Annotated in this window: 26 protein-coding genes; 25 read left to right on the top strand and 1 reads right to left on the bottom strand. The window is 37.5% G+C overall.

Annotated elements, in window-relative coordinates; translation table 11 throughout:
• Positions 1–12: 12 nt before the first annotated feature.
• Positions 13–1,353, bottom strand: coding sequence for a MurT ligase domain-containing protein (locus tag ACQV18_RS06760; RefSeq protein ID WP_428892782.1), 1,341 nt, complete (start codon positions 1,351–1,353; stop codon positions 13–15).
• A 195-nt stretch (positions 1,354–1,548) separates the two neighbouring features.
• On the opposite strand from ACQV18_RS06760, the gene ACQV18_RS06755 reads away from it, so the two are divergent.
• The 25 genes from ACQV18_RS06755 to ACQV18_RS06635 all read left to right on the top strand — a co-directional run bounded on the left by ACQV18_RS06755 (position 1,549) and on the right by ACQV18_RS06635 (position 26,416).
• On the top strand, positions 1,549–2,127 hold the full coding sequence (locus ACQV18_RS06755; RefSeq protein WP_428873852.1) for a thymidine kinase: 579 nt from the start codon (positions 1,549–1,551) through the stop codon (positions 2,125–2,127).
• Positions 2,128–2,162: 35 nt separating this feature from the next.
• Positions 2,163–3,242, top strand: coding sequence for a peptide chain release factor 1 (prfA, locus tag ACQV18_RS06750; protein ID WP_428873853.1), 1,080 nt, complete (start codon positions 2,163–2,165; stop codon positions 3,240–3,242).
• Entirely contained in the window at positions 3,226–4,113 is an 888-nt protein-coding gene (gene prmC / locus ACQV18_RS06745; RefSeq protein ID WP_428891844.1) for a peptide chain release factor N(5)-glutamine methyltransferase, read from the top strand. Before prfA ends, prmC begins: the two co-directional genes overlap by 17 nt.
• Positions 4,094–5,119, top strand: coding sequence for an L-threonylcarbamoyladenylate synthase (locus tag ACQV18_RS06740; RefSeq protein ID WP_428892781.1), 1,026 nt, complete (start codon positions 4,094–4,096; stop codon positions 5,117–5,119). The genes prmC and ACQV18_RS06740 overlap by 20 nt, the downstream gene beginning before the upstream one ends.
• 47 nt (positions 5,120–5,166) lie before the next feature.
• The gene (gene glyA, locus ACQV18_RS06735; protein ID WP_428873856.1) at positions 5,167–6,393 is read left to right on the top strand and encodes a serine hydroxymethyltransferase; all 1,227 of its coding nucleotides are present in this window, start codon (positions 5,167–5,169) and stop codon (positions 6,391–6,393) included.
• A 26-nt stretch (positions 6,394–6,419) separates the two neighbouring features.
• The gene (upp, locus tag ACQV18_RS06730; protein ID WP_428873857.1) at positions 6,420–7,058 is read left to right on the top strand and encodes a uracil phosphoribosyltransferase; all 639 of its coding nucleotides are present in this window, start codon (positions 6,420–6,422) and stop codon (positions 7,056–7,058) included.
• A 60-nt stretch (positions 7,059–7,118) separates the two neighbouring features.
• Entirely contained in the window at positions 7,119–8,360 is a 1,242-nt protein-coding gene (locus ACQV18_RS06725) for a hydroxymethylglutaryl-CoA reductase, degradative (protein WP_428873858.1), read from the top strand.
• Positions 8,361–8,401: 41 nt separating this feature from the next.
• Positions 8,402–9,637, top strand: coding sequence for a hydroxymethylglutaryl-CoA synthase (locus ACQV18_RS06720; RefSeq protein WP_428873859.1), 1,236 nt, complete (start codon positions 8,402–8,404; stop codon positions 9,635–9,637).
• Positions 9,638–9,791: 154 nt separating this feature from the next.
• Positions 9,792–10,025 (top strand): DUF1146 family protein, encoded by a 234-nt coding sequence (locus ACQV18_RS06715; RefSeq protein WP_428892780.1) that lies wholly within the window; start codon positions 9,792–9,794, stop codon positions 10,023–10,025.
• Positions 10,026–10,087: 62 nt separating this feature from the next.
• Positions 10,088–11,401 carry a UDP-N-acetylglucosamine 1-carboxyvinyltransferase gene (murA, locus tag ACQV18_RS06710; RefSeq protein WP_428873860.1) on the top strand — a complete coding sequence of 438 codons (1,314 nt, stop codon included), beginning with the start codon at positions 10,088–10,090 and terminating at the stop codon, positions 11,399–11,401.
• Positions 11,402–11,426: 25 nt separating this feature from the next.
• On the top strand, positions 11,427–12,491 hold the full coding sequence (locus tag ACQV18_RS06705; RefSeq protein ID WP_428892779.1) for a rod shape-determining protein: 1,065 nt from the start codon (positions 11,427–11,429) through the stop codon (positions 12,489–12,491).
• A gap of 15 nt (positions 12,492–12,506) precedes the next feature.
• On the top strand, positions 12,507–12,710 hold the full coding sequence (locus tag ACQV18_RS06700; protein WP_428874971.1) for a DNA-directed RNA polymerase subunit beta: 204 nt from the start codon (positions 12,507–12,509) through the stop codon (positions 12,708–12,710).
• A gap of 40 nt (positions 12,711–12,750) precedes the next feature.
• Positions 12,751–13,131: a hypothetical protein gene (locus tag ACQV18_RS06695; protein WP_428874972.1), complete on the top strand. Its 381-nt coding sequence runs from the start codon at positions 12,751–12,753 to the stop codon at positions 13,129–13,131.
• A gap of 173 nt (positions 13,132–13,304) precedes the next feature.
• Positions 13,305–13,730, top strand: coding sequence for a division/cell wall cluster transcriptional repressor MraZ (gene mraZ, locus ACQV18_RS06690; protein WP_428873897.1), 426 nt, complete (start codon positions 13,305–13,307; stop codon positions 13,728–13,730).
• A 17-nt stretch (positions 13,731–13,747) separates the two neighbouring features.
• On the top strand, positions 13,748–14,692 hold the full coding sequence (gene rsmH, locus ACQV18_RS06685; protein WP_428873864.1) for a 16S rRNA (cytosine(1402)-N(4))-methyltransferase RsmH: 945 nt from the start codon (positions 13,748–13,750) through the stop codon (positions 14,690–14,692).
• A 20-nt stretch (positions 14,693–14,712) separates the two neighbouring features.
• The gene (locus ACQV18_RS06680; RefSeq protein WP_428873865.1) at positions 14,713–15,156 is read left to right on the top strand and encodes a hypothetical protein; all 444 of its coding nucleotides are present in this window, start codon (positions 14,713–14,715) and stop codon (positions 15,154–15,156) included.
• Positions 15,149–16,846, top strand: coding sequence for a peptidoglycan D,D-transpeptidase FtsI family protein (locus ACQV18_RS06675; protein ID WP_428873866.1), 1,698 nt, complete (start codon positions 15,149–15,151; stop codon positions 16,844–16,846). The genes ACQV18_RS06680 and ACQV18_RS06675 overlap by 8 nt, the downstream gene beginning before the upstream one ends.
• Before the next feature lie 15 nt (positions 16,847–16,861).
• Positions 16,862–18,370 (top strand): UDP-N-acetylmuramoyl-L-alanyl-D-glutamate--2,6-diaminopimelate ligase, encoded by a 1,509-nt coding sequence (locus tag ACQV18_RS06670; RefSeq protein WP_428873867.1) that lies wholly within the window; start codon positions 16,862–16,864, stop codon positions 18,368–18,370.
• Positions 18,358–19,317, top strand: a complete 960-nt coding sequence (gene mraY, locus ACQV18_RS06665; protein ID WP_428873868.1) for a phospho-N-acetylmuramoyl-pentapeptide-transferase — start codon at positions 18,358–18,360, stop codon at positions 19,315–19,317. The genes ACQV18_RS06670 and mraY overlap by 13 nt, the downstream gene beginning before the upstream one ends.
• 32 nt (positions 19,318–19,349) lie before the next feature.
• Entirely contained in the window at positions 19,350–20,708 is a 1,359-nt protein-coding gene (gene murD / locus ACQV18_RS06660) for a UDP-N-acetylmuramoyl-L-alanine--D-glutamate ligase (RefSeq protein WP_428873869.1), read from the top strand.
• An 11-nt stretch (positions 20,709–20,719) separates the two neighbouring features.
• Positions 20,720–21,832, top strand: coding sequence for an undecaprenyldiphospho-muramoylpentapeptide beta-N-acetylglucosaminyltransferase (murG, locus tag ACQV18_RS06655; RefSeq protein ID WP_428873870.1), 1,113 nt, complete (start codon positions 20,720–20,722; stop codon positions 21,830–21,832).
• A gap of 27 nt (positions 21,833–21,859) precedes the next feature.
• Complete coding sequence (locus tag ACQV18_RS06650; RefSeq protein WP_428873871.1) at positions 21,860–23,014, top strand: cell division protein FtsQ/DivIB; 1,155 nt, start codon at positions 21,860–21,862, stop codon at positions 23,012–23,014.
• A gap of 132 nt (positions 23,015–23,146) precedes the next feature.
• A complete protein-coding gene (ftsA, locus tag ACQV18_RS06645; RefSeq protein WP_428873872.1) occupies positions 23,147–24,724 on the top strand; it encodes a cell division protein FtsA in 1,578 nt (525 codons plus the stop codon).
• Between the two features lie 30 nt (positions 24,725–24,754).
• The gene (gene ftsZ, locus ACQV18_RS06640; RefSeq protein ID WP_428873873.1) at positions 24,755–26,077 is read left to right on the top strand and encodes a cell division protein FtsZ; all 1,323 of its coding nucleotides are present in this window, start codon (positions 24,755–24,757) and stop codon (positions 26,075–26,077) included.
• 66 nt (positions 26,078–26,143) lie between these two features.
• Positions 26,144–26,416, top strand: a complete 273-nt coding sequence (locus tag ACQV18_RS06635; protein ID WP_428873874.1) for a YggT family protein — start codon at positions 26,144–26,146, stop codon at positions 26,414–26,416.
• Positions 26,417–26,419: the final 3 nt, after the last annotated feature.

The following is a 26,419-nucleotide window of genomic DNA, read 5'->3' as shown; positions in this document are numbered from 1 at the left end:
CACTTCTTCCTCTCAATGATTTAGATAGCCCTGCTTTTTTAGTTCTTCTCTTAATTGAAGCATGGCAGTATAAGTTGCTAAAACATGAATGTTTTCTGTGTTGGCTTGCTCAATCAGCTGGAAAATTTCTTCTATTGAGTGAGCTTTTTTAATTTGATTTTCATCAATTCCCGCAACAACAATTCGCTTGGTCAAATCATCTACTTTATCACCAGCGGTGATGACTTCAGCGACTGGCATGGTCTTTAATCGTTCATAATTACCGTCCCAAATCCATGAAACATCTGTCCCATCAGCATATTGATTATTTAGAATATTGACTAAAGTGAAGGGTTGATGATCAAAAGTAATCAGTTCTAGTACTTGATCTAAACCAACCGGATTTTTCACCAAATTAAGTAGAACCTTTTTGTCTTTTATTTGAATACTTTCTTGTCGACCAAATACTTTCTTAGCTTTTTCAAAAGCTTGTCGAATCTCACTATCATCTAACCCTAGCTCTCTAGTCAATGAATAAGCGGCTAAAGCATTATAAATATTATACTTACCAGCAACTGGTAAAGTGAAGGACTGGCCATTAATCGAAAATTGGGAGTGGGTAAGCGCCAGCTCATTAATTTGATCGACGGTATAAGTTAATTTGGGACGTTTAAAACCACAATGTTCGCAATAATATTTACCTAAATTAGCATAAGTAATCATTTTATAGGTTAGGATATGATCGCATATTGGGCAAAGTAAACCATCGGTATTATGATGCGGAACAATCCGTTCATCCTTTTGATGATCAAAACCAAAGAAAATTTTCTCATTTTCTATTTCTAATGAATTAAACATTGGTAGATCGCCGTTGGCAATAATTTTGGCTGTAGGCACACTTTTAGCAGCATTTTTTAATAAATCAAAAATAGTATGAAGCTCACCAAAACGATCCAACTGGTCGCGGAAAATATTTGTAAAAACAAAATACTCCGGTTGGATGGCTTTAACCACATGGCTTAAAGAGCCTTCATCGACTTCTAAAATGGCTATTCCTTTTTGGCCATCTTTTAAGCGAGGGGCTTGTAAAAACGTAGTTACTATTCCTTGATGCATATTTGATCCAGAGGGATTGGTAATGACTAAGGGCTCTACTTCTTTTAAAATTTCAACAATTAAAGAGGTTGTTAGCGTTTTTCCGTTTGTGCCAGTAACAACCACAACTTGATAATTGTTGGCTAATTCTTTTAAGAGATCGGGTTCTATAGTAAGGGCAATTTTTCCAGGTAAGGAGGACCCTCCTTGAGTGAATTTAGTTAATAAATAACGGCTTGTCTTTCCAATAATACGAGCGATTTGGCTACGTAATGGCATACTACCACCTCAACTTTTCATAATATACAAGTAATATTATTCTATCAGTCCTCAAGTAAATTTGGAAGAAAGAATCTCTTTTGACAAGTGATAGGATGTGATAGAATAGAATAGTGTGTGAAGGATTGACTTTCTAAATAAAAATAACCTATTATGAATAGGTTGAATTAAACTACAGACAAGAGGAGCATGGTAATGGCTAAGTTTTATTTTAAATATGGAGCAATGAATTCAGGTAAATCAATAGAAATTATTAAAGTTGCTCATAACTATGAAGAACAAAACAAAGCTGTGCAAATCTATACTTCAGCAATAGATAACCGTGACGGGGTAGGGATTGTTTCTTCACGAACAGGTTTCAATCGACAAGCTATTCCGATTTCTGATGAGGATAACTTTTATGAAAAGATTAAGGCTTCTCACCAAAAAGACCGCCTTTTTTGTGTCTTGGTTGATGAGGCACAATTCTTAAAGAAACACCATATCATTGAATTAGCTAAGGTTGTCGATGAGTTAAATATTCCGGTCATGGCCTTTGGTTTGAAAAATGATTTTACCAATGAACTATTTGAAGGGTCAAAATATTTGCTCCTTTATGCTGATAAAATCGAAGAAATTAAAACAATTTGTTGGTTCTGTCATAAAAAAGCCACTATGAATTTAAGGTTTCTTGATGGTCAACCAGTTTATGAAGGAGACCAAATTCAAATAGGGGGCAATGAAGCTTATTTGCCTGTTTGTCGTAAATGTTATAAAAACCCTGGAAAAATTTAAAAAAAGACTTTAATAAGTAGATTGAGGAGAATGTCATGTTTGAACAATTAGATCAATTAATCTTCCGTTTTGAGGAAGTAATCGAAATGATGAGTGATCCAGAAATTATATCTGATTCGGATCGATTAAGAAAGTTATCGATTGAGGAATCCGATTTAAGACCCAAGGTAGCTAAAATTCGTCGTTATAAACAAGTCAATGAAGAACTATCAGATACAGAAGAAATGTTAGCGGGCGATTTAGACCCTGATATGGCAGAATTAGCCAAGTTAGAACTTTCTGATTTGAAGGAAGAAAAAGATCAATTAGAAGAAGAAATTAAATTGATGATGTTGCCAGAAGATCCTAATGATGGCAAAAACATTATCATGGAAATTCGAGGAGCAGCCGGTGGGGATGAAGCACAACTATTTGCAGGGGATCTTTTAACCATGTACTCCAAGTTTGCTGAAGCCCAGGGCTGGAAAGTCGAACTAATGTCAGCCAATATTACAGGCATTGGAGGATACAAAGAAGTAACCTTAATGATTACAGGCGAAAAAGTCTACTCCAAACTAAAATTCGAAAACGGTGCACATAGAGTGCAACGTGTACCAGAAACCGAATCGCAAGGTCGGGTTCATACATCCACTGCTACAGTAGTGGTAATGCCTGAACAAGAGGAAATCGATTTTGATTTAGATGAAAATGATATCCGTGTGGATATTTATAATGCTTCTGGTGCTGGTGGACAGCACGTTAACAAGACAGCTTCAGCTGTTCGAATGACTCATATCCCAACAGGAGTTGTGGTAGCTATGCAAGATGAGCGATCACAATTAAAAAATAGAGAAAAAGCCATGAAAGTATTAAGAACACGTGTTTACGATATTCTGCAGTCTGAAAAGCAAGAAGCTTTTGATTCTGAAAGAAAGTTGGCAGTAGGTACTGGAGACCGATCTGAACGAATTCGCACATATAATTATCCACAAAACCGTGTGACCGACCATCGGATTGGCTTAACCATTCAGCAACTCGATTCTATTATGCAAGGCAATATCGATGAAATCATTGATGCCCTTGTTGTATATGACCAAACGCAAAAGTTGGAGGAGCTCAATGGTCAAGGAGCATAAAGAACTAACTTTAAATGAAGCCCTCCAAAAGGCTTCATTTTTTTTGAATCAACACGGCCACGATGCAAATTTGGCGCGCTATTATTGGATGCAGTTGTTTGATTGGGATTTAAGTCAGACCGTCAAGTTTTTAAATCAACCGATTTCACAAGGTCTAGCCAGCCAATTTGATTCTGCTCTCCACCGGATAGTAAATGATGAACCGATACAGTATATTAGCGGCTACACTTATTTTATGGACCACAAATATCAGGTAAGTCCGGCTTGCTTGATCCCACGAGAAGAAACGGCTGGTTTAGTTGAAAAAGCGCTGGCTTATATGCGTCAGCTGCCTCCAGGCAAAGTAATCGATTTAGGAACCGGCTCAGGCATAATTGCTATTGAATTAAAGAAAGCTTTACCAACTTGGGAAGTATATGCTAGTGATTTCTCACAAGCAACCCTTCAACTAGCTAAGAAAAATGCTAATGACCATCAAGTGAATATTCAATTTGTCCATTCAGACTTGATGCAAGCCTTTAAGCCAGATTTTCAATTTGATGTATTCGTTTCTAATCCGCCATATATTGCTCAAAGTGAGTTGGATTTAATGGATGCTTCTGTAAAAAAATATGAACCACAATCCGCCTTGTTTGCGGAAGATGAAGGTTTAGCCATTTATAAAGCTTTAGCTAAGCAATTACCTTCACACTTAAAACCAAGAGCCGGTGTTTTTTTGGAAATAGGTTTTGCCCAAGGTCTGGCTGTTAAGACGATATTGCAAGACGCTTTTCCAGCGGCTTTTATTCAAATTGGACGTGATTTTGCGGGTAAAGATCGATATGTATCTTTGATGCGAGAGGAGGATTTAAATGAAGACTCTAATTTTTGATAAGCAAAGCTTGCCTCAAGCAGCAGAACTACTAAAAAAGGGGGAATTAATCGCTTTTCCAACCGAAACGGTTTATGGATTAGGGGCTATTGCCACAAATCCAGTAGCTGTGGCAAAAGTCTTTAAAGCAAAGGGCCGTCCTAATGACAACCCCTTAATCGTGCATGTTGCCAATCAAGATCAAGTTGAAGAACTAGTGAATGAAATCTCCCCCATCGCTCAATCATTGATGGATAGTTTCTGGCCGGGACCTTTAACGATTATTTTTCCACTTAAAAAAGGCAAAGTAGCTGATAATGTGACTGGCGGTAAGCAAAGTGTAGCTATTCGGATGCCTAATCAGTCTCTCACCTTAGAATTAATTGGCTTAGTGGGAACCCCACTAGTAGGTCCGTCAGCAAATCTATCTGGCAAACCAAGTCCGACGAGCTTGGCGCATGTACTACATGATTTTAGAGGTGTAATTGCTGGAATTCTAAATAATGGCCAAGCTTTAACGGAGGTGGGTATTGAGTCGACAGTTGTCTATCCCCATGAGGATAGAGTGGATGTTTTACGACCAGGCCATATCACGCCTAGTCAGATTCAAGCTAAAACAGCCTGTCCTGTTCAGGTTGTTTCTGAAAAAATGCAATTGGCTAATTTAAATGTAGCTTCCCCAGGAGTCAAATATCGTCATTATAGTCCCAAACAACCGGTTTACCTGATAGCATTTCCGAGAAAAATAGAAGAATGGGTTGAATTAGTCAATAAAGAATCGATGAAGATAGGCATTTTGGCTGATAATGCTATTATTGATGGTTTGAAAGAACGGCCCCAGGTTGTCGATAGTTATTCATTGGGTCAACCGAATGACTGGCAGAGCGCTTCACAACATTTATTTTCTGGACTTAGGGCTCTAGAAAAAGGTCCGGCAGAGAAAATTTATGTTCAAGGATTAGAAAATGATGAGAAAACACTTGCTTTCATGAATAGGGTTACGAAAGCGTCGTCATTTATGTTATAATTAAACTACAACTAAATGTTGTAACTATTTTTTTGGAGGGTGTATATATGTCAAATATTAATGCAGAAGTTTTTGAGGTAATTGAAAAAGAACGCCAACGTCAAACGCATGGTATCGAATTAATTGCTTCAGAAAACTTTGTATCTGAAGATGTTATGAAGGTTCAAGGGTCAATCCTAACCAATAAATATGCTGAAGGATATCCAGGACGTCGTTATTATGGTGGGTGTGAATACGTAGACATCCTAGAACAATTAGCAATTGATCGTGCCAAAGAATTATTTGGCGCAACTTATGTTAACGTTCAACCTCACTCAGGTTCTTCAGCTAACTTAGCTGTTTACCGTGCCTTCTTAGAACCAGGAGATAAAGTATTAGGTATGGACTTATCTCAAGGTGGGCACTTGACTCACGGTTCACCAGTTAACTTCTCTGGTCAATCATATCATATGTTAGCTTATGGTCTTGATGAAAATGAACAGCTAGACTATGACACTTTAGAAAAAATTGCGCGTGAAGAGAAACCAAAAATGATTATTGCGGGTGCTTCTGCCTACTCACGTACAATCGACTTTGAAAGATTTGCAAAGATTGCTAAAGAAGTTGGCGCTATTTTAATGGTTGATATGGCGCATATCGCTGGTTTAGTAGCGGCTGGTTTACATCCAAATCCACTTCCTTACGCGGATGTAGTTACAACTACTACTCACAAGACTTTAAGAGGTCCTCGTGGTGGCATGATCTTAACTGCTAAAGAAGAATATGGTAAGAAATTAAACTCTGCTATCTTCCCAGGAATCCAAGGAGGACCTTTAGAGCACGTTATTGCAGCTAAAGCAGTTGCTTTTGGTGAAGCTTTACAACCTGAATTTAAAGAGTATGCACAACAAGTTATTAAGAATGCCGCTGCTATGGCAGAAGTATTTAACGAGAGTGGCTTACGCGTTATCTCAGGTGGTACAGATAACCACTTAATGTTATTAGACTTAACAAGCTTTGATGTTTCTGGTAAGTGGGCACAAAACCGCTTAGAAGAAGTTGCAATCACTGTTAATAAGAACTCTATTCCAAATGACCAACGTTCATTTGTTGAAACATCAGGTATCCGTGTGGGAACACCAGCAATTACTTCAAGAGGTATTAAAGAAGATCAAGCACGTGAAATTGCTGAAATTATTGTTAAGGCTCTTAAAGCCGAAGAGTCTGAACTTGCTGAACTACGTAAGCAAGCAGAAGCAATTGTAGCTGACAAGCCTCTTAACGCTTATCACTAAGATACTTTAGATTAGGAGGAAAAAGAATGGCAAAATTTACGGTAGTTGATCATCCCTTAATTCAACATAAACTAACCATTATTCGCGATAAGAATGCTTCAACTAAAGTGTTTCGTGAAGTAACCAATGAGATTGCTATGTTGATGGCTTATGAAATCACACGCGACCTACCGCTTGAAGAAGTTGAAATTGAAACACCACTAGCTGTTACTAAGCAAAAACAAATTGCTGGTAAGAAAATGGCTATTGTTCCAATTCTTCGTGCAGGATTAGGTATGGTAGACGGAATTTTATCTTTGGTCCCCGCTGCTCGTGTGGGTCACATTGGTTTGTATCGTGAGCATGACACATTAGAGATTGTTGAATATTTTGCTAAGCTTCCTCTTGATATTAAAGATCGCCAAGTATTTGTAGTCGATCCAATGTTAGCTACAGGAGGATCTGCCATTTCAGCTCTTAAACAATTAACTGAGAAATATGGCGTTGATAAGCAGCACATTACATTTGTATGTTTAGTGGCTGCTCCTGAAGGAGTGAAGGCTTTGCAAGAAGCTTTTCCAACTGTTGATATCTTTACAGCTGCCTTGGATGAGCGCTTAAATGAGAATTCCTATATTCTACCAGGACTTGGTGATGCTGGTGACCGTATCTTCGGGACTAAATAATTTTTAAATTACTTGCACAGGTAGATTTTTCTACCTGTGTTTTTTTATGAGGAGCATTTAATGACACTTAAGAAATTTTACCGTCAATCATTACAGGAAAGACGTTTAAACATTTCCCCTTATTTAGAAAATAAGATGGATTTTCCTATATTAGATGAAAAAAGAGCCAATCAGATGATTGAAAACTATCTCTACACTTATGGCCTTCCAATGGGGATATTACCGACTATTCAAGTGAACGAAAAGGACTACATAGTTCCGATGGTAACAGAAGAACCATCGGTAATAGCTGCGGCATCCAATGGCGCCAAACATTTGGGTAATATTAAAGCGCATTTAGACCGTAAAACGATTAAAGGACAAATTGTTTTAACTGATTGGACAGAAGCTGAAGCGAAACAAGCTCTTAACAAGCATAAAGAGGGGTGGTTGAGCTTTGCTAAAAAAGTAGCTTATCGGATGGTAGAAAGAGGAGGGGGACCTTTAGATATTGAGTATTCGGCTTATCGCAGCAATCAGACGCTCTACCATTCCTATTATCTACTATTTGACCCTTGTGAAGCTATGGGAGCCAACTCTTTAAATACTGTTTTGGAAGCATTAGCCTTTGAGATAAAAAAAGATATTGGTGGCAAGGTTTTAATGGCAATTCTTTCAAATTACAATCCACAAAATTTTGTTAAGGTGGAAGCGACTCTTTCTATTGAGCGTATAGATATAAATTTAGATAGAGCCCATCCTATTGCCCAAAAAATTGCTATGGCTAGTGACTATGCCCAATTGGATCCTTACCGTGCCACAACTCATAATAAAGGGATTATGAATGGAGTGGATGCGGTTTTGATTGCTACAGGAAATGATTGGCGTGCGGTAGAAGCGAGTGTTCATGCCTTTGCATGTAAAGAAGGAAAATATCGAGGTTTAAGTCAGTGGTTTTATGATTCTAAGAAGGCTGAATTGAGCGGACATATGGACATTCCTCTTCCAGTCGCTACGGTGGGGGGGACCTTATCCATTCATCCAATGGCAAAGTGGTCTTTAAATTTAATGGGAAATCCTAATGCTTTAGAGTTAGCTCAAGTTGTTGCTTCTGTCGGTTTAGCCCAAAACTTTGCAGCCTTAAAAGCCATCGTATCCGAAGGTATACAAAAGGGTCATATGGGATTGCAGGCTCGTAGCTTAGCGATACAAGTGGGAGCCAAAGCCGATGAAATCGACCTATTAGTTAAATTGTTAAAAGTAAGAGAAAGCTTTAACTCTCAGATTGCAAGGGATTTACTAGACAAAATGAGAAATTCGTAAGATAATGTCTATTATGATTGAAAAAACTGAGGAGGGAATTAATGAAAACAAAAGTTGGAATCGACCGTATTCATTTTTATATACCACCCCAATATGTAGACATGGAGGAATTAGCTCAAGCAAGAGATATTGATCCAGCAAAATTTACAATTGGAATCGGCCAAAGTCAAATGGCTGTCACGGATTACAAACAAGATATTGTTACATTGGCCATTAATGCAGCGTTACCAATTATTTCAAAAGAAGATCGGGACTTAATTGACCAAGTGATTGTAGCTACTGAATCGTCTTTTGATTATTCTAAAGCAGCTTCAATATATTTGCACCAAGCATTAAAGATTAACCGTTTTGCACGCTCCTATGAAATCAAAGAGGCATGTTATGCAGGAACGGCAGCTTTACAAGCGGCTGTTGACTATGTGCGCTTAAGACCCGAAAGAAAGGTGTTAGTCGTTACAACCGATATTGCTCGATATGGTCTAGCGTCTTCTGGAGAAGCGACTCAAGGAGCAGGAGCAGTGGCTATGTTAATAACTGCTGATCCAGCGATTTTAGCTATTGAAGAAGAAAGCATTGCTTATACTGACAATCAATTTGATTTTTGGCGACCACAATACGACATATATCCACGTGTAGACGGTAAGTTTTCTACCAATCTATATAATCAGACCTTTTTGAATATTATGGAAGAAGTAGGTAAGCGTAAACCGGATTTTTGGGATGCTTATCAAGTACAATTGTTCCATTTACCATTTACCAAAATGGGTCGTAAGGCGATTAAAAACTATCGTCAGTATTTAAATGATTCAACAAATACACTCAAAGATGTAGATCAGAAGTTGAAGGCTTTAGACCGTTTTGATAAACATTACGATCACGCTGTTCAATATTCAAGACATATTGGCAACATTTATACTGGCTCGCTTTATCTAGGCTTAATTTCACTTTTAGTTCATGATCAAAGTCTTAAAAAAGGCGATAAGATTTCCCTATTTTCTTATGGTTCAGGTGCGGTTGCTGAATGTTTTTTTGGAGCATTACAGCCAGGTTTTAGAGAGGCTATACTCTTGAATGAAATTGAAGCAATGTTCCAGAAACGTCGAAAGTTAAGCATTGAGGAATATGAAAAGCTATACTTAGAAGCCATTGAGCCTAGTGACGAAATAATTGAATTTGATCCAAGTGTTCATGAAGGAGAGTTTTATTTGGCTAAGATTGATAACCATCGACGTTATTATCTACAAAATGCTAGTCATCAAAATGACTTTAAAAAGTAATAAATAGATTTCATACTGTCAAAGATTAGCAGGATAGCTTTTTTATTGTGAAAAGTTAAGCCCTATTTCTTTTTGATAGTATTTTTGCTTTATAGTCATTTTACTTACTTCTTATTTATGCTATGATGATTACGAACATGAAAGGGTGATTTAAATGTATGCAATTATAAATGGTATGGCAGTACTGTTTTTTCGCATTTTCTTTGTCATCCTAGCCTATATGGCTCTGTCAAAAGTTAATTGGAGGAGTGTTTTACAGCCTCAACACCAAGCAATGGACCGATACCTATGTATTTTATGTAGTATTGGCTTGGGCTATTTGACAAGTTCGTTTTTTATAACAATCATTGAAACCTTACGTCTACTATTGATGTCAGCGTTTCTCTAATCATGTGTATAAGTCTCTCGCCTACTCCAAAGCGATAGTCTTCAAAAGGGGATTCATTTAAAATGGAAGAAATTATTGTACAAGGTGGCAACCGTTTGGAGGGTACAGTCAAGGTTGAAGGTGCTAAGAATGCAGTTTTACCAATTCTGGCAGCTTCTATTTTGGCGTCGAAAGGAATTACACGACTAAGTAATGTGCCTGTTTTATCAGACGTTTTAACAATGAACGAATTGCTAAAGAATATTGACCTAGAGACTAAATTCAATCAAGCGAATAATCAGATGACGCTCGATGCGACAGGTCGGGTTAAAACTATGGCGGACTATGACTTTGTTAGTAAAATGCGCGCTTCGATCGTTGTAATGGGACCAATGTTAGCACGTTTTGGTCATGCGCGTGTGGCCATGCCAGGCGGTTGTGCAATCGGTACACGTCCCATTGATTTGCACCTAAAAGGATTTGAAGCATTAGGAGCTACTATTGAAAATGCAGCAGGATATGTTGAAGCAAAAGCAGACCAGTTAATCGGAGCCAATATTTACCTGGATTTCCCTTCGGTGGGAGCCACTGAAAATATTATGATGGCTGCTGTTTTAGCTAAAGGCGAAACAGTGATTGAAAATGTTGCTAGAGAACCAGAGATTGTTGACTTAGCTAACTTTTTAAATAAAATGGGTGCTAAAGTTTCAGGTGCTGGAACGGAGACAATACGTATCGAAGGTGTTTCAGAACTTTTGGCTACGGACTATGAAGTTATGCCAGATCGTATCGAAGCCGGTACTTTTATGGTAGCGGCTGCTGTGACTAATGGAGATGTCATGATTGAAGGAGCGATTGCTCATCACAACAAACCGCTAATTAGTAAGTTGCAAGAAATGGGCGTTGTTTTTGAAGTGTTTGATTCTTCGCTAAGGGTAATTGGTCCCAAGGTTTTGAAACCCACAGACATTAAAACCATGCCTTATCCAGGCTTTCCAACGGATATGCAGGCACAAATGTCGATTGCTCAATTATTAGCTAAGGGAGACTCAGCACTTTCTGAAACCGTTTTTGAAAATCGATTCATGCACTTTGAAGAATTGCGTCGAATGAGCGCTGATTTCAAAATTGAACGCCAAACAGTTGTAATGTACGGACCTGCAGAATTATCAGGTGCCCAGGTTAAAGCGACAGACCTTCGTGCGGCAGCTGCTCTTATTATTGCAGGACTTACTGCTAAAGGATTGACAAGGGTTTCTGAGTTGAAATATCTTGATCGTGGTTATTACCTCTTCCATGAAAAGCTAGCTCGCTTAGGAGCAAACATCGAACGTGTTAATATCCAGCCAATTCCATCCATTCAAAATAAACCAGCTGTAAAAGCTGTGTTTGCTTAATTATCATCCAGAAAGGATGAGTATAATGGCTAGAGATATAGGTATTGATTTAGGAACAACCAATGTATTAATCCATCTTAAAGGCCGAGGAGTCATTTTAAATGAGCCCGCAGTGATTGCTGTAGATCAATCGACTCAAGAAGTAATGGCAGTGGGACGAGAAGCTTATGAAATGCGGGGTAGAGTGCCAAAGTCTCTTGAAGTTATACAACCTTTAAAAGGTGGAGTGGTATCAGACTATGACTTAACCGAAGCCATGCTTCTTCACTTTTTCAAGCGCGCACACATTCGACGTGGCTTGAGAAAGGCAAATGTTTTAATTTCAACGCCAACCAATGTAAGTGAAATCGAACAACTTTCACTATTCGAGGCAGTTCAAAAAGTTACTTCGGGTAGGGTTCGAGTAGAAGTTGAACCGATGGTAGCGGCTATCGGTTCGGGCCTAGATGTTTTATCAGCCAAAGGAAGTATGATTGTAGATATTGGTGGAGGAACGACGGATATAGCAATTATTGCTTCAGGTGAAATTCTTCACGCAGAATCGATTAAGATAGCTGGTGATGACTTTGATGAAGCAATTATCCAGTATTTTAAGGACCATTACCAACTACTCATTGGGATCCAATCAGCTGAGAGGATAAAAATGCAACTTGCCTGTGCTAAAAAGGTGGATGGAAGAGATGTTCATAACCAAGAGTTAAAGGGGCGCGATCTTGTTACAGGATTACCAAAAGCGATTAATGTTGACTCTAACGATTTACATCGGGCATTAAAAGATTTATTAGATCAAATAGTGAGAACAATACGCAGAGTGATTGAACAAGCTTCTCCAGAAATAATCGCAGATATCCATGATCAAGGACTGGTTATTACAGGCGGGGGCGCGATGATCCAAGATCTAGATTTGTTAATCACTGAGCAGATAAAAGTCTCAGCTATTCCTTCTGACCAACCCATGAATGCAGTAGCATTAGGAACTGGTATAATGATGGATTGGGTCGAATCCGGTTTAATTGATCCAAACAAAAATAATAAAAAACCAAGTAAGCCAAATTTCTTTATGAGATTGTGGCAATCCATTTGGAAATAAACTAGGGGTGAATAAATGGCAGAGAAGTTAAAATATTTAGAATATCCACTATTTAAACAAGTTATGAAAGGGATCTTCAAAGTTTTTTTCTTTATCATCCTTTTAATTATTGTCTTTGGAATGGGTTTAGTTATCGGTTACGCTGTTTTAGGAGACGGAAATTATTGGGAAGTATTTAATCAAGATACCTGGTTGCATTTATTGACATTTATTGAATAATATTAAAAGGAAATATTCATTAGAGGAAAGAAGGGATACTTTGCAGACAAGTGATTTTTCTGTATTTGAGTTATTGCTTTATATCATTCCTCTAACTATGATTTTTTTAATTAAAAAATATGGGAGACCTTATTTAACCTATTTTAAAAATTGGCCTATAACATTAGCCATTTGTTTATTACCCACTTTATTGGTATTAATTTACGGTTTTGGCTGGTTAATTTTTGGTTTTAATGTGCTACCATTTATTATTTTATTTTCTTCTTTTGCAATCGGTGTTCAATTACATAAGTATATACAAGAAATCGACCATTTCTATTTTAAGCAATTTTATTTGCCTGCAAGTGAATTACTTTTTTATTTCTTGGTTTTTTATTTAGTGGGAATGATTATTTTAAGATGGTGGACGATTTTTTTCTAATTACCCCACCACTTTTTTAATAGCTTTAAATGATCATAATATCAAGCTTTAACAGGTTTTGCTTTCTAGCAAAACCTGTTTTTTTATTCAATTTTGTCTATAAGGTGGTGAAAAGTGGGAGTATGTGGTAAAATTAATCTAACTTAGGAGAGGAGTGTGAACAAGTCGTGTTAATGGGAGAATATCAACATAATATCGATTCCAAAGGCCGCTTGATCATGCCTGCTAAGTTTCGTCCAGAACTAGGTTCGACTTTTATAGTAACTAGAGGTCTGGATGGCTGTTTATTTGGCTACCCCATGAATGCATGGGAAACAATTGAAGAAAAATTAAAACAATTACCTCTAGCTAAAAAAGACGCACGTAAGTTTACTCGTTTTTTCTATTCGGCTGCCACCGAAGTAGAAATCGATAAGCAAGGACGGATAAATTTACCAAAAAATCTTATAGAGTTCGCTAAGATTGATAAGGAATGTCGTGTGATTGGCGTATCAGACCGTATCGAGATTTGGAGCAGTGAGCTTTGGGAAGATTTTGCAGAGGATGCTGAGGAAAATTTTGAAAATATTGCAGAAGAAATGATTGATTTTGGATTTTAAAATAACGAGGTGACAATATGTCCTTTGAGCACGAAACAGTTTTACTAAAGGAAACAATTGATGGTTTAGAAGTGAATCCCAATGGAATTTATGTTGATTGTACATTGGGTGGCGCTGGACATGCTCAATACTTATTAAGCCTTCTTTCAGACCGTGGAAAATTATTGGCATTTGACCAAGATCTTATGGCAATTAATAATGCTAAAGTAACTTTAAAAGAGCAATTATCCCAAGGAAAAATAACTTTTTTTGAAAGAAATTTTCGTGATTTAGAAGTCGCCTTATCGGAGCAATCAATTCACCTAATTGATGGGATTTACTATGATTTGGGAGTATCTTCACCACAATTAGATATTGCGGAAAGAGGGTTCTCCTATCATCAAGAAGCAAGGCTAGATATGCGAATGGACCAAAGGCAAGAGCTCGATGCTTATGAAGTAGTAAATACTTGGGATTATAATGATTTGGTGCGTATTATCTTCCGGTATGGTGAAGAAAAATTTGCTAAAAGAATTGCAAGAAATATTGAACAAAGTCGTAAAAAACAAGCAATTGAAACAACTACTCAATTAGCAGAGATTATTAAAGAAGCGATTCCTGCCGCGACACGTCGGACCGGTGGACATCCAGCTAAGCGAGCTTTTCAAGCCATTCGAATAGCTGTTAACGATGAGCTTGGCGCAGTCGAAAGTTCAATTGAACAGGGGTTAAAACTGTTAAAAGTAGGTGGCAGGATGGCAGTTATTACCTTCCATTCCTTAGAAGATCGATTGGTTAAACAAATGTTTAAGCAAGTATCCACCTTACCAGAAACACCTAGAAATTTACCTGTTTTAAGTAATCAACAAGCAGATTATCGAATAGTTAATCGAAAACCGATACTACCTTCAAAAGAAGAGTTAAAGAATAACAATCGTTCAAGATCAGCAAAATTAAGAATTATTGAAAGAATTAGTATGTAGTATTGAGGAGGATAGCGATTGTGACTGAAAGTTATCAAAGAAGAAATTATTATAATAAAGACCAAGCCCAATCGCTAGTCGGTCAATCTACTAATACGTTTGATGGCTCAGCAGTCCGAAAGATTGAAGAGTGGGAACCTTCCCATCAATCTGATTGGTTTGATAATGAAGATAGGAGATCAAAAAGGCAAACGATTATAACGAATCGAAACTTAGCATTGCTAGGTATTTTTATAATGGTTAGCTGTTGCTTTGCGAGTCTTTATATTCATTGGCAAGTCAACCAGGTTAACCAAAGGATTCAAGAGATCCAGTTGGAAGAGGCTGAGCTTGTCAAAGAAACAGAAATGTTAATGGTCGAAAAGGCTGAAAACTTAAAGTATAAAAATATTGAGCTTGTAGCAGAAGCCAACGGTATGAAGGCAGAAATGGATCGCGTAAAGGATATCGATCAAAATGACTAATAATAATGCGAATAATAATCAAGGGATGAATTTGTTTTTTTTAGCTATCATTGTAATTTTAATCGGTTTAGTAATGATTGGTCGAATGGCACAAATAGCTTTATTCAAACAAGTAAATGGTGTTAATTTAACTAAACTAGAAATGCAAGTAGACAATAGAAGTAGTATTGCTAAAGCAAAAAGAGGCACAATTTATGATCAGTTTGGTCAGCCTATTGCAATGGATACTACTTCTTATTCTATGTACGCTGTTCTAGATGCTGATTGGGCAGAAGGTGAAACGGTTAAAGACATTGATTATACGGCGACCATTCTTGCTAAATATATCGATATGCCGAAAGAAAAAATATGGACGCAATTAAATAGTGATAATGTCAATCAAGTTGAGTTTGGCTCAGCTTCTAAAAACATATCAGCACAGACAAAATTAGCAATTGAAGCTGAAAACTTACCGGGAATCTTTTTCACTAGTCAGGTGAGCCGTTATTATTTCAATGACTACTTTGCCTCTCACTTAATAGGTTATGCAGAAGTTAATGAAAGTAACCAAGAAGGTTCTCAATCAAGTTTAGTTGGAGCCATGGGTATTGAAGCGGCATTTGATGATATATTATCGAGTGGGAAATCAAGCAAAAATTCAACTGACCTTCAATTGGCTAATGATATCTATTTAACTTTAGATAGTCGTATCCAAAATCAGACCGAGACTATTCTAGATAAGATTTTTAAGAAATATCAACCTGAGTCAATGGGGGCTTACTTGGTTGAATTAGAAACTGGTAAATTGTTAACCTCAGCTCAAAGACCTTCATTTAATCTAAATACCAGAGAAGGAATCGACTCTCTTTGGCAGAATTTGTTAGTTGAAACAGCTAACGAACCAGGATCAACTGTTAAGATTTTGACCATGGCTAAAGCAAAAGAAATGGGTGTTTATCAACCGGGAGAAACGTTCTTATCGGGTATGGTAAAAGTGTTTGATCGTGAAGTAAGAGACCATAACCAATTCGGTTGGGGACAAATTTCATTTGAAGATGGCTTCATTCGCTCTTCAAATGTGGCAATGGTCGAATTAGTGAATCGTATGGGAGACCAAGTTTGGACTGAAGAATTAAAAAAATTTGGTTTTGGCGTTAGCACAAATAGTAAACTAGCGAATGAAAATCCGGGTTCACTCGATTTCACTAACCCTACATCACGAATAATGTCTGGCTTTGGCCAAGCATTTTCAGCTACACCGATGCAACTTTTACAAGCTTATAGTGCGGTTGCTAACAAAGGGCAAATGATGAAAATTCAATATATTGATCATATTGATAAAAGCGGACAAAGCTATCAAAAACAAAACTTAGGGCAAGTTATTGAACCTGAAGTAACTTTCTATATTATTGACTTGATGACTAAAGCGGTTGAGGATCAAAATGGGACTTCAAGACCTTTTAAATCTGACATAGTCAGAGTGGCGGCAAAAACCGGAACGGCTCAAATTGCTAATGAAGAGGGAACAGGCTATCTAACGGGACAAAACGACTATTTTTATTCAGTCATCAGTTTCTTTCCTGCTGAAGAACCTAAATACATGTTATATTTATTTATTAAAAGGCCACAAAATGACTATGGTATTTATGGAACTCAGATGCTGTCCGAAGTTTTTCATCCAATGTTAGAGTCTATATTAATCAAGCAGTAGAGAGAAGGAAATGAAATGCGATTAAATAAACTAATATCAGTTTTAATTAACTACGAACTTTTAGGTGATTTAGATCTTAATAAAGAAATATACGATCTGACCAATGACAGTCGAAAGCTCACTGAAAATGCTGCCTTTATCGCTATAAAAGGTGAAAGGTTTGATGGCCATTCAGTAATTGATCAGCTGATGAAAGAAAACATTTCACTGATAGTAGCCGAAGAATTCTCTTCTAAACAAATAGAAAAGGCTTTGAATAAAAAAATAACGCTAGTCAAAGTCCCTTCAACTTATCGAGCGCAAGCAATATTATCTCATCAATTTTTCGGTCAACCATCTAGCCAGCTTCCTCTAGTAGCGGTTACTGGGACTAACGGAAAAACGACCACCACACATTTGATTTCTCAATTTTTAGAATTATTGAATCATAAGACAGGTGTGATAGGCACCCTGCATTACAAAATTGGCGAGCGTCTGCTTCCGGCTATTAATACAACGCCAGAAGCAGTTAGTTTACAAAAGTATTATAAGTCGATGGTCGAGGAGGGTTGCAGTGATATCATAATTGAGGCCTCTTCTCACGCTTTGTCCTTAGGCCGTCTTTGGTATACCGATGTGGACTGTGCAATTTTTACTAACCTAACTCGAGAACACTTGGATTTTCATAAAACTATGGACAATTATGCTTATGCTAAGAGTTTGCTCTTTGCACAATTGGGACAGAGTTTTCACCATCAAAAACCAAGACTAGCGATTATTAATCAAGATGATCCTTATGCAGATGTAATGAGTCGAGCTACTGGGGCGGTTGTAATTACTTATAGTATGAAAGATCCTCAGGCCACAGTTTATGTGGATGAGCTGACGACAGAAGCTTCAATACAAAAATTCAAGCTTCACTATCAAGCTAGAACTTATCCAGTTGCTTTATCGATGATTGGTGCTTATAATGTTATGAATTATTTAGCAGCCTTTTTGTGTCTGGTAGTTTATTATGGCTATTCAGCTGAACAAATAGTTGATTTGACACCTAGATTAAAAGGTATCACTGGAAGAATGCAAGTTATTGATAAGGGTCAAGATTATCGAGTGGTGATTGATTTTGCACATACACCAGATGCTTTAGAAAATGTCTTAAGTGAATTAAAAGAAACCTCAAACGGAAAATTAAGAGTAATGTTTGGGCATTCCGGAGGTAATAGAGATTCGGCTGCTCGACCTGATTTGGGCGATATTTTATTTAAGTGGGCGGATCATATTGTATTTACGGCAGATAATCCTCGAAATGAACCCATTAAAAAGATTGTTTCTGAAATGGTAAGAGATCATCAAGAAGTTCCTTATGATTTAATTGAAGATCGAAAAAAAGCCATTCATTATTTAGTAAATCATGCCGAAGCTAATGATACACTTCTTTTTGCTGGTAAGGGAGGAGAGGCTTATCAAGTAATTGGTGATGATTATATACCTTATGATGAGGTTGCGATTGTAGAAGAGGAGTTAGAAAACAAATGGAAAAGATGATGCAGTTATTAATGGCTTTTATTAGTTCAGGCCTCTTAACCCTGGCTTTAGTGCCCCTTTTTATCCGTTTATTCTTAAATAAGAAAATGGGACAAGCTATTCGGCAAGAAGGCCCTTCATGGCACCAAGTAAAAACAGGTACTCCCACTATGGGAGGAACGGTGTTTATTGCAGTATCTATAATGATTACTTTGATGTTTGGCTGGCTATTTAATCTACTAGATGCCAATCTCTTGATGATTGTGCTAACTTGGTTATTTTTTGGTGGCATTGGGTTTGCCGATGATTTTATATCTATTTTCACCGGTAAAAATGAAGGGCTAACTGCTAAACAAAAATTTCTATTACAGCTTTTATTTTCTGGTATCGTCGTTCTAGCGGGTTATGTTTTAGGTAAAAGATTTGTATTGCCTATTTTCTCTTTGGAAATTAACTATTTAATAGTTGTAATAGCTTTTGCCTTCTTTTGGATTACTGGTTTTTCCAATGCTGTTAACTTAACCGATGGATTAGACGGTTTAGCCACAGGGTTAAATATCATTGCCTATGGAGCCTACTTTATGTTGGCTATTCGCCTAGAGCAAGCATCCGTTGCTATGGCTTGCTTAATTGTTACAGCAAGCCTTTTATCTTTTTTAATATTTAATCGCAAACCTGCTCAAATTTTCATGGGAGATGTGGGTTCGCTAGCTTTAGGGGCAGGATTAGCAATTATTTCAATACTTTTAAACAACCCATGGTCCCTATTAATCATCGGCATGGTTTTTGTAATAGAAACTTTATCTGTTATCTTACAAGTTGCTTCTTTCAAGACCAGAGGAAAGCGGATCTTTAAGATGTCACCCATTCACCATCACTTTGAAATGATTGGCTGGTCTGAAGAGCTAGTCGTGCTTGTTTTTTGGACAGTAGGATTACTTGCTAGCTTACTCTATTTCATTTTATAATAGGCATAATAAGCGAGAAAGTGTGAAAACAAATGACAAACAAATACGCTGGCCAACATATTCTAGTTATGGGTTATGCCCTAACTGGCAAGAGTGTTGTGAATTACTTACAAAAAGAAAACGCAAAAATTACGCTCAATGACCGAGGGGACCTTTCTCAGGACCCGTCGGTTAATTTGCTATTAAAGTCAGGAGTTAGAGTAGTGGATAAGGGACACCCACTCGAAATATTAGAAGGAATTGACTTTATCGTTAAGACACCTGGGATACCTTATTCATTAGAGCTTATTCAAGAAGCTGAGCATCGTGGGATACCTATTTATACGGATGTTGAGCTAGCATATCGTGAAAGTCTAGCGCCTATTATCGGCATTACAGGCTCTAATGGAAAAACAACCACGACTCGCTTAGCCCACCATCTTCTAGAAGGTTCATGGAAAGGTAAAGTTGAATTAGCAGGAAACGTGGGCGTACCGTCAATTGAAGTGGCTCAAGAAGTAAATGAAACGGACTTAATCGTAATGGAACTATCTTCTTTCCAATTAATGGGTATCCATTCATTTCATCCACATATTGCGGTTTTTACCAATATTCATTCAGCACATTTAGATTACCACGGAACCAGGCAAGCCTATATTGCAGCAAAATTAAAACTGATTCAGCAAATGACCGAGAGAGATTATTTAATTTATAATGCCGATCAAGCTGAACTTGAAGAATGGTTGAAGCATTCTCCAGCGATAAAGGTTCCGTTTTCTCGTCACAAACAAGTAAAAGCGGGTGCCTATATTAAAAATCATTCTTTTTATTTTCGAGGTCAAGAAGTCGCTTTAATCGAGCAGTTTAATCTACCTGGCCAGCATAATTTAGAAAACGCGCTAGCCGCAATTGCTATTGCAAAAATTCAAGGGGTAGATAATACAGCTATTCAAGAAAAATTAGCAAACTTTACTGGTATTCGTCATCGTATCCAAGCTCTGGGTACAATCAAGGGGATTGAATTTTATAATGACTCCAAAGCAACCAATACGGCTGCAACCATTACAGCCCTTAAAAGTTTTGACCAAGACATCATTTATATTGGTGGGGGTCTAGATCGTGGAAATGATTTTCAGGACTTAATACCTTATTTAAACAAAGTGAAAGCAGCCTTTTTATACGGTGAATCGAGAGAAAAAATGGCAAAAGATTTTAGACAAGCTAAAATCGAAACAATCAATTTATTTGAAAATTTAGACCAAGCGAGTCAAGCAGCGTTTGCTTATGCTAAAGAAGGACAAATTGTTTTGTTTTCACCAGCATGTGCTTCTTGGGATCAATTTAAGAATTATGAAATTAGAGGTGATCGGTTTATCGAGCAGGTCGAGTCTTTTAAAAGTGCATCAAAATAAAGGAGAAAGAAATGAATAAAGTGAAACGAATTGTTCTTTCGGGTGGTGGAACCGGAGGGCACATTTATCCAGCATTAGCTTTGTATCGAGTATTGAAAGAACGATCCGATGTGGAAGTGCTTTATATTGGAACACAAAGAGGATTGGAGTCGAAAATTGTTCCTCGAGCGGGAATACCTTTTAAAGCAGTCGAAATTACAGGTTTAAAAAGGTCAATTAGTATAGATAATTTAAAATTAATCTTTAAAATGTTTCATTCTACTCATAAGGCAAAGCAAATGATCCGTGATTTCCAACCGGACATTGTACTTGGAACAGGTGGGTATGTGTGTGGACCTGTTTTATTAGCTGCCAGTATGCTTAAAGTTCCGACTATTATTCATGAGCAAAATTCAGTAGCAGGAATTACGAATAAATTTTTAGCTCGTTTTGTTAATAAAATTGCTGTTTGTTTTGAAGAAGCGAGCCATCAATTTGGCAAAAACCAAAATAAAGTAGTTTTAACAGGAAACCCTAGAGGGCAAGAAGTGATATCGACACCGGCAATGCCTCACTGTTTGTCTGAACAATTTGAGTTAAAAGATAATCAACCGACAGTCTTAATTTTTGGAGGCTCTCGTGGAGCACCAGCTATTAATCAAGCAGGAATTGAGTCGCTGGATAAATGGTTAAGCGCTAATTATCAAGTGATTATTGCAACGGGACAAAATCACTTCCAAGAACTGAATGAAGAGATGGTTGAAGAAATTAATCAGAGTAATAATGTTCGAATCGTTCCATATATCGATAATATGCCAAGTGTTTTTCAAGCTATTAATTTGGTTGTTTGTCGAGCTGGAGCAACAACTTTAACTGAGTTAACAGCTCTTGGCTTGCCAAGTATTTTAATACCTAGTCCCTATGTAACAGATAATCACCAAGAACATAATGCCTTATCTTTAGTAAATAACAAGGCGGCTGTTATGATAAAGGAGTCAAAGCTTAGTGGACAGTCTTTATATCAAGAAGTTAGCCAATTAATGGTGGCCCCTGAAGATTTAAAAGTAATGGGTCAGGCGGCTAAAAGCATGGGAATTACGGATGCAAGTGATCGAATCATTCAAATGATGAACGAGATGGTATAACTATTTTAAAAGAGAGGAGGAATAGGGATGGTTAATTACCGGTTACCAGATAAGAACCAGAATCGGCAGAATAAAAGGACAATTTCAGAAAGAAATAATCAGCCAGTAACAGCCCCTATGGGGAATTATCGTTTGGATTCTCAAGGTAAACCTATTCTTCCGACTTCTTTTGAACATTCGCTTAATCAAGAGCGTTTAAATCGATCCAATATATATTCCTTAAATGATTATCGAGATAGTCAACAGCTTGATTATTACAATAGCTCGATGAATGAGCCTTATTATCGAGTAAGGTCTTCACAAAATTATCGTATAGACGCTAATTCTCAAGAGTCATTTGTTTTTAAAAATAGACAAGATGGTCAAAGAATAACCCCTCATAATCCCACTCCTAGTTATTGGTTAGATAGATTACCAAGTAAAGAAGTATTGTTAAAAGGGTTTCCTAAAGGAAAGAGAAAAATTTTTATTCTCTATTTAATTATTTACAGTTTAATGGTTTGGTCTGGATGGCAAATATTACCTTATGATAATGTTAATACACTAAGTGTTTCGGGCAATCAAATCCTTCAGAGTGAGTCAATTCTCAATGGAGTTAAGATTCATTCGATGGATAAGGCAAAAGATATTTTAAAATGGCGCAAAGAAATTGAAGACCATATACTCACTAACAATCCTTTATTGGAGGATGTTCGTATTCAGCGCGACGATTGGAAGGCAATAAACATTATTGTTAAAGAACAAAAAATTGTTGGTATTTACTCTAGCAATGGTAAAAATTATGCGCTGATGAGTAAAGGTTATACTTCAGATGAAGCTGTTATTCAAAATCAATTAAGTGCTGAACAAATGGCTCAACTTCCTCTAATTGAAGGGGAGTTTTCAGAAACAGCACTTAAACAACTTGCTATTGCTTTAGATCAGTTCGACACAAGCATTTTAGAAAGGGTTGAGAAAATAACACCTTCTTCCAAACCAGGTAAAGAGGGATATATCGAAATCAAGATGAAGGATGGTAATCTCATAAAAGCAGTGAGTTCAACAGTAGTGGAAAAAATAAATTATTATCCTAAAATGTTAGAACAACTCAACAATCGTAAAGGAATTATTGATCTTGAAGTGGGAGCTTATTTTACGCCTATAGCAAATGAAACTAATTCAGTCAAGCTTAATAATAATTAAGATAAGTATGATTACGAATTGATAACAAGGACTTCTTTTAATTTCATTGGCTTTATGGGTGTGTTAATATAAAAGTACTATAATGTGATAAAAACTCATGTTTTGTGTAAATGAAGGGGGTTCATCACCTGGATGAGAAATCAAGAGATAATTGTTAGTTTAGATATCGGAACAACATCGATTAAAGTTGTTGTTGCTGAGTATATGAACGGACATGTAAATATAATTGGTGTAGGTAATGAAAAATCACGTGGCTTAAGTCGTGGAGTTATTGTCGATATCGATGAGACAGTTCTTTCGATTCAAAAAGCTATTGAGCAAGCAGAGCGTAAAGCCAATGTTAAAATTAATGAAGTGGTCGTTGGGGTGCCTAGTAACAAGTTAGCTATTGATGACTGTCATGGCATGATAGCTGTAGCAAGTGAAAACCGCGAAATAACCTCGCGCGATGTAGATAATGTTATTTCGGCAGCAAAAGTACGTTCTGTTCCACCTGAGCGAGAAGTAATTGCCATTCTACCAGAAGAGTTCATTGTTGATGGTTTCAATGGTATTCGTGATCCTCGCGGAATGATTGGCGTTCGTTTAGAACTTTATGCCCGGTTAATGACAGGACCACGTACCATTATTCATAATATTAGACGGTGTGTTGAAAAAGCAGGTCTTTCAATTTCTGAGTTTGTTATTCAGCCTCAAGCAATTGCAACCACCGCTTTAAATCAAGATGAGCGAGAATTTGGTACAGTGATTATTGATATGGGGGGCGGCCAAACCTCAGCTTCAATTATTTACGATAATCAATTGAAATATTCCTTTGTAGATCAAGAAGGCGGAGACTATGTCACTAAGGACATATCGGTTATTTTAAATACTTCACTAGATTCTGCTGAACGCATAAAACGTGAATACGGCTATGCCATTTCTAGTCAAACTTCACCAGAAGAGTATTTCCCGGTTGAAACAGTCGGCCGTAAAGAACCTGTTCGTGTAGACGAGCGCTATTTATCTGAAATTATTGAAGCTCGCTTAGTTCAAATTTTTGAAACTATTCATGAGGATCTTGAAGCTGTTGATGCTTTGGATTTACCGGGAGGCTTTGTCTTAACTGGGGGCGCTTCTTCTTTACCAGGCGTATTAGAATTGGCCAAAAAGTACTTTGGGCCACAAGTTCGTGTATATATCCCAGAACAAATGGGACTGCGCAACCCTGTCTATACGACCAGTATGGGGATGGTTGAATATGTGTCAAAATTAGACGAAGTGCATCAAATCGCTCAGGCAACTTTCCGAGCACAAAGGGTTCAGCACGCTGCAGCTAGGGATGCTGGTCCACTAATTTCCAATCCGTATGACGGGGGCCAAGGTCGTCCTTATGGTGAGTCAGATAACTCATATTATCAAGCTCGTAATGGCGGCGGACAACGAGGAGGGCTTCAAGGAGGATTTAGTAATCAAAGTCAAGCTCGACAAAAACCTAAAAGTCCTTCATTATCGCAACCCCATCCTAATGGTCAAGCTTTTTCAAATAATTCCAGTCACTCAGATTATTATGCCTACAACGATAGCCAAGCGCAATCTTATAATAATTATCCATCAGAAGACCAATATTCTGAAGAAGAATGGATGGATGCTTCGACTAAAAACCCATCAACTAACGAGGGTGGTTTTGTAAATAAATTAAGAGCATATTTTCAAACGTTTTTTGACTAATTAAGACAGCACAAGAGGAGGAATTTATTAATGGAATTATCATTTGATCCAACGGTTAATCCTGAAGGAGCAGTTATCAAAGTTATTGGTGTAGGGGGAGCGGGTGGCAATGCCGTCAACCGAATGATTTCCGAAGATGTTCAAGGAGTTGAATTCATCGTCGCTAACACTGACACACAGGCTTTAAAAAGTTCTCAAGCAGAAACTAAAATTCAATTAGGTCCAAAAGTTACTAAAGGCTTAGGAGCTGGCTCGATTCCTGAAATAGGATTAAGAGCTGCTGAAGAATCAGAAGAGCAATTACGACAAGTCCTTGAAGGGTCAGACCTTGTTTTTGTCACTGCTGGAATGGGTGGAGGAACTGGAACGGGTGCTGCGCCTGTTGTCGCTCGTATTGCAAAAGAATTAGGTGCTTTGACAGTTGGAGTCGTAACCCGTCCTTTCACTTTTGAAGGTCCAAAGCGCGGTCGCTTTGCTGCTGAAGGATTACAAAACCTCAAGGAAGCTGTTGACACTTTAGTAGTCATCTCAAACAATCGATTGCTAGAAGTGGTAGATCGAAAAACACCAATGATGGAAGCTTTCTCTGAAGCAGATAATGTTTTACGCCAAGGTGTTCAGGGGATTTCTGATTTGATTGTCGCTCCTGGTTTTATTAACTTGGACTTTGCAGACGTGAAAACCGTTATGAAGGATCAAGGAACAGCTTTAATGGGAATTGGTACAGCTGCCGGGGAAAACCGCACAGCAGAAGCGACTAAGAAAGCTATTTCTTCTCCATTATTAGAAGTTTCAATTGATGGAGCTCAACAAATTCTACTGAATGTAACAGGTGGACCGGACTTAAGCTTATTTGAAGCACAAGATGCAAGTGATATTATTTCTTCTGCTTCTAGCGAAGATGTCAATATTATCTTTGGTACTTCAATTAATGAGAGCTTAGGTGATGAGGTGGTTGTTACTGTAATTGCTACCGGAATTGATGCTGAAAAGAATACCATCAATAAACAACAAGCAATGCGTCAAAACCGTCCGAATTTCTCTCATAACAACACTTTCTCGACAAACGAAAGTACCCCATCTGCATCAAGTTCCCCATCGATGAATTCATCTGACCGCTCAATCAACTTAAAACAAGCAAATCAAAAAGAGACTGAACGTGATTTATTCAGTGATTGGGATATTAAACGCGAACAAATTACCCGTGATGTGGCAGATATTGAACCTAAGGAAAAAAAGGTTGAAAGAACCTTTGAAAGATCGGAATCAGAAAGTAAGGTACGTCAAGCGGAATCTGACGAGCAAGACGAATTAGAAACACCTCCTTTCTTCCGTAAAAGAAATCGTCATTAATTTTCTTAGAGGAAGCAGCAGTGTTTCCTCTTTTCACCAATTTTTAGCAATAAAGTCGGAGGTATTATGAATTTAAATGCAATTATCCAATTTGTGTCTACAATTTTTCGTGTCTATCAATGGGTCTTGATACTCTATGCCTTACTCTCCTGGTTACCCGGAGCAAGAGAAAGTTCGATTGGACGAATGATTGATCGTCTGGCAAGTCCATATCTCGATATTTTTGATCGCTATATTCCACCCATTGGTCCTATTTCAATCAATGTGATCATCGCTCTCTTCACATTGACTTTTATTGAGCAGGGCGTCATTTGGTTGATTATTACCATTTTAGGCTAGTAA

It is taken from the genome of Facklamia sp. P9177 (assembly GCF_050409585.1).
Taxonomy (GTDB): Bacteria; Bacillota; Bacilli; order Lactobacillales; family Aerococcaceae; genus Facklamia.
Note: the sequence above shows the minus strand (reverse complement) of the source record. Positions and strands in the feature narration are given on the sequence as shown.